Origin of the sequence: Zoogloea sp., from assembly GCF_030157465.1 — a bacterium.
Lineage (GTDB): Bacteria > Pseudomonadota > Gammaproteobacteria > Burkholderiales > Rhodocyclaceae > Zoogloea.
The window spans coordinates 23,139-36,269 of sequence record NZ_JAOAUU010000144.1 but is presented as its reverse complement, the minus strand read 5'-3'; the positions used below and the strand labels follow the sequence as shown (position 1 = coordinate 36,269).

General features: G+C 62.1%; 10 protein-coding genes. 4 read left to right on the top strand and 6 right to left on the bottom strand.

Features of this window, described 5'->3' with window-relative positions:
* Positions 1–75: 75 nt before the first annotated feature.
* On the bottom strand, positions 76–2,325 hold the full coding sequence (locus Q1W26_RS17705; RefSeq protein ID WP_300442870.1) for an EAL domain-containing protein: 2,250 nt from the start codon (positions 2,323–2,325) through the stop codon (positions 76–78).
* A 192-nt stretch (positions 2,326–2,517) separates the two neighbouring features.
* Between Q1W26_RS17705 and Q1W26_RS17700 the strand changes: the two genes are divergently transcribed.
* Entirely contained in the window at positions 2,518–3,903 is a 1,386-nt protein-coding gene (locus Q1W26_RS17700; RefSeq protein ID WP_300442868.1) for a WS/DGAT domain-containing protein, read from the top strand.
* 101 nt (positions 3,904–4,004) lie between these two features.
* On the opposite strand, the gene Q1W26_RS17695 is transcribed toward Q1W26_RS17700, so the two are convergent.
* The 5 genes from Q1W26_RS17695 to ppsA form a co-directional block, all read right to left on the bottom strand.
* Complete coding sequence (locus tag Q1W26_RS17695; RefSeq protein WP_300442866.1) at positions 4,005–5,429, bottom strand: ABC transporter permease; 1,425 nt, start codon at positions 5,427–5,429, stop codon at positions 4,005–4,007.
* Positions 5,426–6,403 (bottom strand): ABC transporter permease, encoded by a 978-nt coding sequence (locus Q1W26_RS17690; protein WP_300442864.1) that lies wholly within the window; start codon positions 6,401–6,403, stop codon positions 5,426–5,428. The genes Q1W26_RS17695 and Q1W26_RS17690 overlap by 4 nt, the downstream gene beginning before the upstream one ends.
* Positions 6,404–6,460: 57 nt before the next feature.
* Positions 6,461–7,321 carry an SPFH domain-containing protein gene (locus Q1W26_RS17685; RefSeq protein ID WP_300442862.1) on the bottom strand — a complete coding sequence of 287 codons (861 nt, stop codon included), beginning with the start codon at positions 7,319–7,321 and terminating at the stop codon, positions 6,461–6,463.
* Positions 7,322–7,331: 10 nt separating this feature from the next.
* Entirely contained in the window at positions 7,332–7,772 is a 441-nt protein-coding gene (locus tag Q1W26_RS17680; RefSeq protein WP_300442860.1) for an NfeD family protein, read from the bottom strand.
* A gap of 123 nt (positions 7,773–7,895) precedes the next feature.
* The gene (ppsA, locus tag Q1W26_RS17675; RefSeq protein WP_300442858.1) at positions 7,896–10,265 is read right to left on the bottom strand and encodes a phosphoenolpyruvate synthase; all 2,370 of its coding nucleotides are present in this window, start codon (positions 10,263–10,265) and stop codon (positions 7,896–7,898) included.
* Positions 10,266–10,518: 253 nt separating this feature from the next.
* Between ppsA and Q1W26_RS17670 the strand changes: the two genes are divergently transcribed.
* From Q1W26_RS17670 to msrB, 3 genes are all read left to right on the top strand, one after another.
* Positions 10,519–11,343 (top strand): pyruvate, water dikinase regulatory protein, encoded by an 825-nt coding sequence (locus Q1W26_RS17670; protein WP_300442856.1) that lies wholly within the window; start codon positions 10,519–10,521, stop codon positions 11,341–11,343.
* 93 nt (positions 11,344–11,436) lie between these two features.
* Entirely contained in the window at positions 11,437–12,606 is a 1,170-nt protein-coding gene (locus Q1W26_RS17665; RefSeq protein WP_300442854.1) for a DUF2863 family protein, read from the top strand.
* 124 nt (positions 12,607–12,730) lie between these two features.
* Positions 12,731–13,126 (top strand): peptide-methionine (R)-S-oxide reductase MsrB, encoded by a 396-nt coding sequence (gene msrB, locus Q1W26_RS17660; protein ID WP_300442853.1) that lies wholly within the window; start codon positions 12,731–12,733, stop codon positions 13,124–13,126.
* Positions 13,127–13,131 lie beyond the last annotated feature (5 nt).

Here is a 13,131-nt window from a genome sequence, read left to right as displayed (position 1 = left end):
GGCCGCATTATAGAGAACTATCAAAAACAGTCAAGACATTAAAGAGGTAAATCAGTCATCGACGCCAGAGCGCCCTCACAAGGGCAAGCTCCTTGCCATGATCCAGCCCATCAACGCATCCGCATTCATGGGTCTTCCATAGAGAAAGCCCTGCATTTCCTTGCAACCCATTTCATCAAGCAGCCTGGCCTGGACTTCTGTTTCAACACCTTCCGCGGTCACTTCCAGCCCCAGGCTTTTTGCCAGCTTCACGATCATTCGAGCGATACAGTCTTGAGACGTTTCCGGGGTCAGCTCTCGAACAAACGCACGATCGATCTTGACGCGATCAAAAGGCAGGCGATTGAGGCTGCCCAACGAGGAAAAGCCGCATCCAAAATCGTCAACTGCAACCCGCAAGCCCAGCGATTTGAGCTCACGCAGCTGGCGCGCTACTGATTCGGGATCCTCCATGGCAACCGACTCGGTGATTTCGAGCTCAAGCCTCGCCGGACTCACGCCCGTGGATTCGATTACACCCGCAATTTTGCTGACAAAATCCGGCTCCCGAAACTGGGCTGCGGAGATGTTGATGCCGACCCGGAAGTGCGGCAGCCCCTCCTTGTCCCAGCGAACGATCTGCTGGCAGGCTTCGGCGAATACCCAGTCGCCGATTTCGACGATCAGGCCGGTGTATTCGGCCAGAGGGATGAAAACGTCGGGCGCCACCATTTCACCGTGGGGCTTCATCCAGCGGATCAGGGCTTCGCAGCCAACCACCTGCTGGCCAATAGGCGAAACCTGGGGCTGGTAGTGGAGTTCAAGCCCCTCACCCAAGTGGAGCGCGGAACGGAGCTCGTTCAGCAACTGCACGCGGCTCTGGGTAGTTGCCTCCATTTCTCTGGTGAAGAAGCGCCAGTGCTGGTCGCCTTCCTGCTTTGCATGGCTGAGAGCCAAGTTGGCGCGCTTGAGCAATTCCACGGCGCCTCCCGAAACCGGCTCCACATCGACGAAGCCCGCACGGGCTCGCATGGGGATCGAGTGGCTGCGAACGACAAACGGCGCAGAGAAGACATCGAGAATAGATCGGGCGCCGTTTTCATCCGGTTGCCAGCAGATGCCGAAGGCGTCTCCTGCCACGCGGGCAACCAGTGCATTCGGTCCGACATGGGCCTGAAGACGGTGGGTGACCTCGACCAGCAGGAGATCGCCACTGCGATGACCGAGGGCATCATTGAGTTCAGAGAATCGGACGATATCGATAATACCGAGCGTCCACCCTGTCCCGTGCGAAGTTTTGAGGCGGTCATCGAGACTGTCGAGAAAACGCGTTCGGTTGGGCAGGCGGGTCAACGGATCGAAGTAAGCAAAAAAATTCAGTCGCTCGAAAAGAATCACATTTTCAAAGCCGACTTTCAAATTCACGCACAGCACCTCGATCATTCGCCGCGTCTGGTCATGCACCGACATTGGCAGTTTGAGATGAACCAGCGCCTCCTTGCCATGGACCCGGCCAAGATAAAGGCAGCAACCTTCGCCATGGAACGTATGCCCTTGATGCGCCAGCCCGCCCCTGAGTGATCTGCACAGGGGAACGTCGCTGAGCTCATCGAGACTTTGGCCTGCGAAATCGCAGTAGCGGCCTGTGGCGGCCAGCACACCAAGCCCTTCCTGGTCACCAGGCGCCCCGCCCTGATCGATCGGCCCGCAAAACACGGCATCAAGCGGATGGCCGAGCAGAGTGGACAGATGCTTCAATGCCACGTCGGCAAAGTCGCGCATGCTCCGTGGAACAAAGAGCTGGTTGCCTGTTTCGATCAGGAATTCGAGCCCTCGGCGATTGGCATGCATGGCGCAGATCTGCTCGTAGGAGCGGATTGCGGCAGTCAGGGTCGTGATCAGGCGGGTGTGGGTAAGTTCGGACTTTGTCCGGTAGTCGTTAATGTCATAGTCACGGATCACGCTGAGCTCGGGGGCATAACCGGGCTGACCAGTACGCAGGATGATGCGTGCATCTGCCAGCCCGAGATCCTCGCGGATCACACGGACCAGACCGAGTCCGGCATCGTGACGTTCCATCACGACATCAAGAAGAATGACCGCAATGTCGCTGCGGCCTTCAAGCAAGACCCGCGCCTCGTTCGCCGAGTACGCATGCAGCAGTTCGAGTTGACGACCGCAAACCGTCGCGCGGTTAAGCGCAAAAGCCGTCGCCTGATGAACTTGGGCGTCGTCGTCGACGACGAGCACCTTCCATTTATTGCAGCTGGACTGCGGCTCGGCGGCTTCGTCGTCTTCGAGGAACTCGAGCAGTTCTTCAGTGGGGGGCGAAGCGTATATATTCATTTGTAATATTTCAGAAAGCCGGCCGGCGGACGGCATTGGCGCAAGCACTGGTTGAGTAACGGCAAGTGGGCCATGCATCTTTAGCAGGCATCGCAGAAGCATCCCGCGTCTTTCGACCAAATGGGAATTGGCGCAGAATCTTGTGGATGAATCGGCGCTGCGCCGGTAGACAGAGATTCCCTGGAGACGCCCATGAGCACACTGGAACGGCTTGGCAGCCTGGATATGACCTGGCTTCAGATCGAACAGAACACCAATCTGATGCAGGTCGTCGGCGTGCTTGTGCTGGAAACGCCACTGGAGGCTGCGGCGCTGGCGAAATGTCTGAAAACCCGACTCCTGCCCATGGAACGTTTCGGCCAGCATGTCCTGCGCGACACGGTCGGCGCGATCTGGGAGAGCGGTGAGGTGGACCTGAGCGCCCATATCGTCACGGTCAGCCTTCCGCCGGGTGACGAAAAATCAGCACTCGAAGCATTGATCGGCGAGCTTGCCGCAACCCCCCTCGACCCGGATCGCCCCCTGTGGCAGCTCCATCTGGTGAGCCACTACCATGGCGGCAGCGCCCTGATCGCCCGCGTGCACCAGTGCATTGCCGACAGCATCGCCCTGATCCGCGTGCTGCAGTCACTCACCGACGCCAGCCCGATAGCCGAATCACCGCCGCTGCCCAGCCCTGCCGACACCAATTTTTTCGACCAACTGTATGCGCCGCTCACGCATGCCGTGACCGACGGAATCAAGCTGTCCGGCGCCTTCTGGGCCAAGTACCTGAGCCTGCTGCTTTACCCGCAGCAGGTGTTCGACTATGCCCGGGCCAGCACCGCACTCGCCCTCGAAATCGGCAAACTTGCTGGCTGGCGCGACGACAGCCACACTTTTTTGAAAGGGCACCCGCAGGGCGTCAAGCATGTGAGCTGGAGTGTGCCGCTGGCAGAATCCACCGTCGACGCCATTGCCCGACACCACGAAACAACGACCAGCGCCGTTCTGCTGGCCAGCCTGGGCGGCGCCCTGCATGATTATCTGACGCGACAGGGCGCCCCCACCGCAGGCATCGAACTGCGCACCCTGATGCCCGTCAATCTGCGCAGCGAAGACACCCAGGAAATCCTTGGTAACCGCTGTGGGCTGATGCCCCTGGAACTGCCGGTGGGCATCGAAAATCCGCGGGAGCGACTCGAAGAAACGCATCGCCGGGTGCAGGCTTTCCGCGAAGCCTACGATGCACAGCGCGCCCTCGGCCTCTTCAGCCTCATCGGCCAGACCCCCCGTGCCGTGCAGTTGCAGGCACTCAAGCTGCTGGCAACCAAGAGCAGCGCCCTCCTCTGTCATGTTCCGGGATCACACGAGCCGCGTTACCTGAGCGGCGCAAAAATCGTCGAACAGATGTTCTGGAGCCCGACGTCCGGCGATCTGGGACTGGCCGTCAGCATCGTGTCCTATGCCGGACACCACCAGATCGGGCTGCTGGTCGATGCGGCAATGGTGCCTAATCCGTCGACCATCACCGGGCAAATGGAGGCCCAGCTCGCCCTGCTTCAACAGCCGGCGCAAAAGCGCAAGGTTCTGGCCTGAGCGTCATCCGGGGCAAGCGCTCTGAAGAAAACGCAGGGCCGCCCCAAGTTTTCTTGTCCCCCTCGGGGGGCGGGCGGGGCGTAGCCCGGCCCAGGGGGCGCTCAACTTGCCCGCGGATCAAAAGCGTCGCGCACCACGTCGGCAAACAGGTTGGCGGCCAGCACCAGCACAAACATGAAAATGAAGGCCGCAACCAGGCTCCACCAGACCATGGGCTCCCGGGCCAGCTCCATGCGCGCGGCGTTGATCATGGTGCCGAAACTCACCGTACCCGGGTCGACGCCAATGCCCACGTAGGAAAGCACCGCTTCTGCCAGCACCAGCCCGGAAAAATCCATCACCAGCGCAATCAGCACCAGGTGCATCAGGTTGGGCAGCACGTGGCGTGCCAGGATACGGGTCGTCGACACGCCAAAGGCACGTGCCGCCTGAACGTATTCCAGCTCCCGCAGCTTCAGGGTTTCGCCACGCAAGAGGCGGCACAAGCCCGTCCAGCTGGTCATGCCGAGGATCAGGCACAACGCCAAAAGACGCGCATCCGCCCGCTCGGCTGCGGTTTCAAACCACTCGGGATGGGTATCGATCACCACCTGCATCATCAGCACCGCCGCGGCAATCAGCAGCACACCGGGAATCGAGTTGAGCACGGTGTAGATGTACTGGATCACGTCATCCACCCAGCCGCCCAGGTAACCGGCCATGATTCCCAGCGCCACCGCCAGCGGCAAGGTCACCAGCGTCGTCAGGGTGCCGATGACCAGCGCCGTGCGAATGCTCTTGAGGGTCAGGAAGAGCACATCCTGCCCCACCTTGTCGGTGCCGAACACGTGGTATTCGGTAGCCAGTGCCGCCAGCGGCCCGATCAGCAGCAGCATCACGCCCAGCGTGGCCAGCACGGCCCGCCAGGCCGGCCCGCCCTTGCCACGCCAGATCGCCCGCCATGCCGCGCCAGCCGGCACCCGCCGCGACATGGCAACCACCTTGACCAGCACCGCCGCAAAGACAATCCATGCCACCGCAGCCACTGCCAGCCCCATTCCGATGCGCCCGACGATATCGCCATCCAGCTCGTGCTCCGGGTACTTCAAATCTGCCCCGCCATGCTTGAGCCGCGGAAACTCGCGCTTCTGGCTGCCATCCGGCCCTTCGACGGTCTGCCGGGCGAACAACTGATAGGCCAGAGGCGCCGAATAGGTTTTCTCGACCCGCGTCCGCAGCGGCGCCGCCAGCGCATCGAGGGCGCTGCGAACCTCGGTGGAAAGTTGCCGGCGGTCGTCGGCAGCAAGCTGCTCGCCACCGGCTGGCGCCAGGCGCTCCCGGTAGTGCAGGCTGTCCATCAGGCCGACCAGCAGGAAAACCATCAGTATGGTGAGCGACGTCATGCCGACACTGCTTTCGCCCACCCGACGCCAGGCTGCGCGCATGGGTTCGCTGCGGCGGACGCTCCAGCCAGCCAGCAGCGTGCAGGCAAGAAGGCCGAAGAGCAGCAGATCGGTCCATAAGACCAGCGGTTGAATGCCCGTCATTCCAGCCTCACCCGCGGATCAACCAGCGTGTACGAAAGATCGGTAAGAATCAGCCCGACGATGTAGAGCAGCGAACCGATGAAGACCATCGCCCGCACCACCGGAAAATCCTGGGCATTGATCGCATCGATGGTGTAGCTGCCAAGGCCGGGAATGCCAAAGAAGGATTCGGTGATCAGGCTGCCCATGAACAGCGACGGAATCACCACAACCACGCCGGTCAGAATCGGGATCATTGCGTTTTTCAGCACATGCCGGAACAGCGCCTGCAGCTCGGACAAGCCCTTGGCGCGGGCCGTACGCACGTAATCCTTGCCCGCCTCCTCCAGGAAAATCGTGCGATACCAGCGCGCGCTGCCGCCGATGCCGGCAATCACCCCGATCACCACCGGCAACACCAGGAAGCGCGACGCGTCCAGCCCCCCGCCGTAGCCCGAAATGGGCACCAGATGCCAGATCTTCGACACCAGCCACTGCCCGCCGATGATGTAGAACAACCCGGAAATGGACATCATCGCCACGCACAGCACCACGCCGGCAAAATCGAGATAACTCGCCCGGAAGAACACCAGCAGCAGCGCAAACGAAACCGTAACCAGCAGCCCGAGCACGAAGGTTGGCAGCGCAATGGCCAGCGACGGCCCCATGCGCGACTGGATCTCGCTGGCAATGTCGCGTCCGTCGTCGGCACGACCAAAATCAAAGACGAACATGCGCAGGGATTTCTCGAAGAAGATCGTTCGGGTGAGCGTTTCGGCGCCCTCGGCACCCGCATTGAAGAGCAGCGGCTTGTCGTAGCCCCGCTCCACCTTCCAGCGCTCGATGGCTTCGGGCGTTACACGCTTGGCACCCAGTTGCATGCGCGCCATGTCGTCAGGTGTGTTCACCACGAAGAACAGCGCAAAAGTAAGCAAATTCACGCCGATCAGGATCAGCGGCGCGTAAAGAAGGCGACGGACAATATAGGCAAACATAGGGGACCTATCCTACATGGCCCGGCGCCGATGACGAAGCCCCCGCCGGGCTTCCGTTCAGCGCCGGGTCGCGCCGCCGATCAGGCCGCGCACGGCTTCCTGAAGGTCGGCCGGCAATACCACCACTTTCGCGTTCTCGGCAGACCCCATGCGCTCGAGCGACGCGATGTATTTCTCGCCCAGCAAAAAGAGCATCGGTGCCGTCTCGGTGCCGATCGCCGCCGTCACCCGGCGGATCGACTCCGCCGACGCCTCGGCCAGCATCACCTGCGCGTTGGCGTCGCGCTTGGACGACTCCAGTCGCGCCTCCGCCTCGAGAATCGCAGCCTGCTTGGCGCCTTCGGCGCGGGTCACCACGGCCTTTCTCTCCCGTTCGGCGGATGCCTGCTGCTCCATCGCCTTCTGCATCGACGAAGACGGCTTGATGTCCTGGATCTCGACCGACTTCACCGTCAGGCCCCAGTCCACCGCCTCGTCGGCAATCATCTCGCGCAAGCGCGCCTTGATCTTGTCGCGGCTCGACAGGGCCTCATCCAGCTCCATCTCGCCGATGATCGAACGCAGCGTGGTCATGATCATGTTGCGGATCGCCTCGGAAAAATCCGTGACGCCATACACCGCCTTCACCGGATCGGTCACCTTCAAGAATGCGATCGCGTTGGTGAGGATCACGGCGTTATCGCGGGTGATCACCTCCTGTTCCTGCACATCCAGGATGATGTCCTTGGTCACCAGCTTGTAGGCCACCTTGTCGAGGTACGGAATGATGATGTTGAGGCCCGGCTTCAGTGTTCCGAAATACTTGCCCAGCCGCTCCACGATCCATTCCTCGCCCTGGGGCACGATGCGCACTCCCTTGGCGATCGTCACCACCACGAAAACCAGGATCGCCAGCACAACCACCATCGCGTTGCTCATTGCCTGCTCCTCAAACTTTCTGAACCTTTAGGAAACTGCCTTCCACCGACACCACCTTCACCCTCTCGCCAAGGGCTATCGGCTCATCCACCACGCACTCCCACTCATCCGAACCGAGAATGGGCTTCTGGAAGCGCACCTTGCCCCGCGCAAACGGCGCCGCCGGCTTCGTCATCAAACCCACCTCGCCGATCGTCTCGCCATCCGACTGCCCGATCAGCGTCTTGTGATCGCCGCGTTTGAAAACGCGAAACCACAGCACCACCATCGCCAGCGAAGCCGCCACCCACAGCGCCACTTGCGCCGTGGCCCCCAGTGGCGCCACCAGCAAGGCCAGCCCCACCAGCAGTGCGCCCAGCCCGAACCAGATGACGAAGAAAGCCGGCACCGCCAGCTCGGCGATCACCAGCGCAAAACCCAGCACAATCCAGTGCCACCATTCCAAGTCCATTTCACCACCTCCGCAGGGCATTCTGAACCAAAGGCGGTGACGGGGCCATGATTGGCGCACATGAAAAAAGGCCGGCTCACCTTTCGGTGGCCGGCCTTTCCTGACGTCAGCCAAAGCTCGGAATTACCGGCCCTTGCTGTGTGCAGCCAGTTGCAGCCAGGTATCCACAACCGTGTCCGGGTTGAGGGAGATGGTCTGGATGCCTTCGTCCATCAGCCATTCGGCAAAGTCAGCGTGGTCGGAGGGGCCCTGACCGCAGATGCCGACGTACTTGCCCAGCTTGTTGGCGCCGTTGATGGCCATCGACAGCAGTTGTTTGACGGCCGGATCGCGCTCGTCGAAAGCGTGGGCCACCAGGCCGGAGTCGCGATCGAGGCCCAGGGTGAGCTGGGTCAGGTCGTTGGAGCCGATGGAGTAGCCGTCGAAGTGCTGGAGGAACTGCTCGGTGAGCAGCGCGTTGGACGGGATCTCGCACATCATGATGAGCTTGAGATCGTTCTCGCCGCGCTTCAGGCCGTGTTCGGCGAGCAGGTCGACAACGCCCTTGGCTTCTTCGACGTTACGCACGAAGGGAACCATCAGCTGCACGTTGGTGAGACCCAGCTCGTTGCGCACCTTCTTCATTGCCGCGCATTCCATCTCGAAGCAATCGCGGAAGCTATGGGCAATGTAGCGGGACGCGCCGCGGAAACCCAGCATGGGGTTTTCCTCTTCCGGCTCGTAGATTTCGCCGCCGAGCAGCTTGCGGTATTCGTTCGACTTGAAGTCGGACAGGCGAACGATCACGGGCTTCGGGTAGAAGGCGGCAGCAATCGTGGCAACGCCTTCGACCAGCTTCTCGATGAAGAACTGCTTGGGCGTGGCGTAGCCGCGGGAACGGCGGGTGATCTCGGCGCGCAGATTGGCCGGCACCTGGCCGATTTCGAGAATCGCCTTCGGGTGGATGCCGATCATGTTGTTGATGACGAACTCGAGACGGGCCAGGCCAACGCCTTCGTTCGGGATCTGGGCGAACTCGAAGGCCAGCTCCGGATTGCCGACGTTCATCATGATCTTCACCGGAATATCGGGCAGGTTGCCGGTATCGGTGGTGACGATTTCGAAGTCGAGCTTGCCGCGGTACACATAACCGGTGTCGCCTTCGGCACAGGAAACGGTGACATCATCGTTCTCGTCCAGCACCTCGGTGGCGTTGCCGCAACCGACGATGGCCGGAATGCCCAGCTCGCGGGCAATGATCGCCGCGTGGCAGGTACGGCCGCCGCGGTTGGTGACGATGGCGGAAGCGCGCTTCATCACCGGCTCCCAGTTCGGGTCGGTCATGTCGGTGACGAGCACGTCGCCGGCCTTCACGCGATCCATCTCGGAGGCATCCTTGACGACGCGAACCTGGCCGGCGCCGATCTTTTGGCCGATGGCGCGGCCGTGGGTCAGCGACTTGCTGTACTGCTTGAGGCGGTACTTTTCAAGGACGTGGCCGGATTGCTGGCTCTTGACGGTTTCCGGGCGGGCCTGAAGGATGTAAAGCTTGCCGTCGTCGCCGCTCTTGCCCCACTCGATGTCCATCGGACGACCGTAGTGCTTCTCGATGATCATCGCGTAGCGGCCCAGCTCGAGCACGTCGGCGTCGGTGAGCGAATACACGTTGCGATCAGCTTCCGGCACGTCGATGGTGCGGGTGGACTTGCCGGCTTCCTTTGTCTCGGAGAAGACCATCTTGATCATCTTCGAGCCGAGGTTACGGCGGATCACTGCAGGCTTGCCCTGGGCCAGGGTGGCCTTGTGAACGTAAAACTCGTCGGGGTTGACCGCGCCCTGCACGACGGTTTCGCCGAGGCCGTAGGAGGCGGTGATGAACACCACGCCGTCAAAGCCGGATTCGGTGTCCATCGTGAACATCACGCCGGAGGCGCCGATGTCGGAGCGGACCATGCGCTGCACGCCGGCGGACAAAGCGACTTCCGCGTGGGTGAAGCCCTTGTGTACGCGATAGGCGATGGCACGGTCGTTGTACAGCGACGCAAACACTTCCTTCATGGCGTGAAGGATGTTGTCGTAGCCGTGGATGTTCAGGAAGGATTCCTGCTGGCCGGCGAAGGAAGCGTCGGGCAGATCTTCCGCGGTGGCGGAGGAGCGCACAGCAAAGCTGCCTTCACCTTCGGCGGTCATCTGCTCGTAGGCGGTCTTGATTTCCGCTTCGAGTGCCGGCGGGAAGGGGGTGTCGACGATCCACTGGCGGATCTGGGCACCGGCCTTGGCCAATGAAACGACGTCATCCACGTCCAGGGTCTCAAGGGCGGCGCTGATGCGCTCGGCCAAGCCCTGGTGGGCCAGGAACTCGCGGTAAGCAGCGGCGGTGGTGGCGAAACCACCGGGAACGCGCACGCTGGCGGGCAGCTGGCTGATCATTTCGCCGAGGGAGGCGTTCTTGCCGCCAACCTGCTCAACGTCGGTCATGCGCAGTTCTTGGAACGGAATGACGTTACGGGCCATATATGAATCTTCCTGGGAGAGAATGAAAAGAAACGCTAAGTATCTTTATGGTGCGGATATTGTAAGTTGTTTTGCTGCTGTGCCGCATGCAGGGTTTATCCTAATGCGTGCGCCATGCCACGCCCCGGCGCCAGGCCGGACCGGAGTCAAGTTGTCGTCCGGGCCCAGCCCTGCGCCCGGAATGGGATAATATGTTCCGTCGCCCGGCGACAAGCCGGGCAAGCGAATTCGCCCTTTCCCTGTTGGCACTTTCATGACCCAGACCCGCTCCGTTTTCTTCGTATCCGACGGCACCGGCATCACTGCCGAAACCCTTGGTCACAGTCTTCTGGCCCAGTTTCCGGATACCCGCTTTCGCCACCACCGCAAGCCGTTTATCGATTCTCCGGACAAGGCACGCGACTGTGTGCAGAAAATCCGCGATGCGGCCGTCGAAAGCGGCCTGCGCCCCATCGTCTTCAATACGCTGGTGGATCCCGACGCCGTAGCCGCCCTGCGCGAAGCGGACGCCCTCTTCCTCGACCTCTTCGAGAAGTTCATCGAACCCCTGGAGAGCGAGCTGGGCCAGCGCTCGACCCACGCCGCCGGCCGTTTCCACGGCATCGCCGACAGCCTGGACTACAAGCGCCGCATCGAGGCGATCAACTTCACCCTCGCCCACGACGACGGCGTCTCCCACGCCGACCTGAAAGAGGCGGATGTGATACTCGTCGGCGTGAGCCGTTCCGGCAAGACGCCGACCAGCCTGTACCTGGCCATGCAGTTCGGCATCAAGGCGGCCAACTACCCGCTGATCCCGGAAGATTTCGAGCGCAACAAATTGCCTCCTGAACTGGTTCATCACCGCAGCAAGCTTTTCGGCCTCACCATCGGGCCCGACCGCCTGTCGCAGATCCGCCAGGAGCGTCGCCCCAACAGCCGCTACGCGTCGATGGAGAACTGTCTCCACGAAATCGAGGCGGCCCAGCGCATGATGAAGCGCGAAGGCATCAAGTGGCTCGACTCCACCGCCAAGTCCATCGAAGAAATCTCCACCATCATCCTGCAGGAAGTGCGCCTCGACCCGCCGTCTTACTGACAGGCAGCCATCCCGGGCCAGGCAAAATACCCGGCCACGGGATCGCCGGACCGCATGCCGTGTCCAACCCTCATATAACAAGGAGAGCCCCCGATGAAACGTAACCGACTCGGGCGCCGCGGCGGACTGCCGCGCGACGCCGAACAACTCCTGTGGCTCGCCAACGGCCTGGCCGATTCCAGCAGCCGCGCTGAAGACCACTTCTGGGACCAGCGCCTCGCCGACGCGGTCGATGGCATGCTGCGCGCCGACGACGAAGACGCCTTCAACACCGCCCTCGACCACCTCTCCACGGCCAGCCCCCATGCCTACGACGAACTCGCCGACATGATCGAGTCGCGTGCCGAGGGCGCCCTCAATTCCGACGACCAGCACGACGTGCTGCTGATCGCTGCGCCGGTGATGGCCTGGTCACGCTACCGCATTCCAGCCGCGCCGATTGCCGCTGCCGTGATGGCCAACCTGCGCGTGCACCTCAAGGCCCACGTGCTCGCCAAGGGCGTCAAGCTGGCGCTGGCCGACTTCCTGTTCAGCCCCGACCAGCTTCCCCAGGGTTACTGCGCCACCGCCGACTTCGCGATCCACCTGGGCAAGTCAGCCGGCGACGACACCGATCTGCACATCAAGACCGACAACCTGCCGGAAACCGCCCAGTTCCTGTCCGACACCCGCTACATGCTCGGCGCGGTCGTCGTGCCCAAGGGCGCCCCGATCTTCCGCTGGCAAGAAGAAGAGTGCACCCGCGAACAGGCCCTCGAACAGTGGCGCGCCCAGGGCGGCGCCTGCATCGCCCCGCTGCTCACCGGCTGCGCCTTCGAAGTCGTGCTCCCCAACGCCTATTTCGCAGCCAGCCGCGAAGCCGACAAGGCCTCCCGACCCTACTCCATCCAGGCTTCCGCCGCCTTCCTGTCCACCACCCTCGACGCGCCGGCCGCCGGCCTGCGTGCCGTCGTCGCGCCCTTCTTCGAGCGCCAGGTGGAAGAGTTCCGCATCGGCTTCACGCTGCGCGGGCAAAACGAAGTCGTGCACGGCGTGGTGTGGCCGCTGCTGGGCGCCGAAGACGAAAGCAGCGAGACCCTCGCGGAAATCGAAGCCACCCTGCGCGCCTGCGGCATTGCCGACGTGCTGGTGCTGGACAACGAATTCCCCATGGAATACTGCGACGATTGCGGCGCCCCGATGTACCCGTCGCCGGAAGGCGAAGCCGTACATGCCGAGCTGCCTGAAGAGCAGGCCGAGCAGATGCCCAAGCACCTGCACTGAAAGGCCGAATAACAATCCCGATCTCGCAACACCGCTACTCGTTGCGACTTCGGGCCTCTGCTCGCCACGACTGCTCCGACCCTTCAGGTTGTTTTGGGTTGAGTGAATACCCCCGGAGAACGCCATGACCCGCAAGATAGAAAAGACCGACGCCGAATGGCGCGAGCTGTTGTCACCCGAGGAATATCAGGTAACCCGCCAGAAAGGCACCGAGCGGGCCTTTACCGGCCGTTACTGGGATTGCCATGAGGCCGGGCAATACCGCTGCACCTGCTGCGGCACCGAACTTTTTTCATCCGAGCACAAGTTCGACTCCGGCTGCGGCTGGCCGAGCTTTTATGCCGCGTCGGCCCCCGAAAATGTCGAGGAAGCCGAGGACCGCAGCCACTTCATGGTGCGAACCGAAGTGCTGTGCAACAACTGCGGCGCCCACCTCGGGCACGTCTTCGAGGACGGCCCCGCCCCCACCGGGCTACGCTACTGCATCAACTCGGTTTCGGTGAAGCTCGAACAGGATTAGCAAAA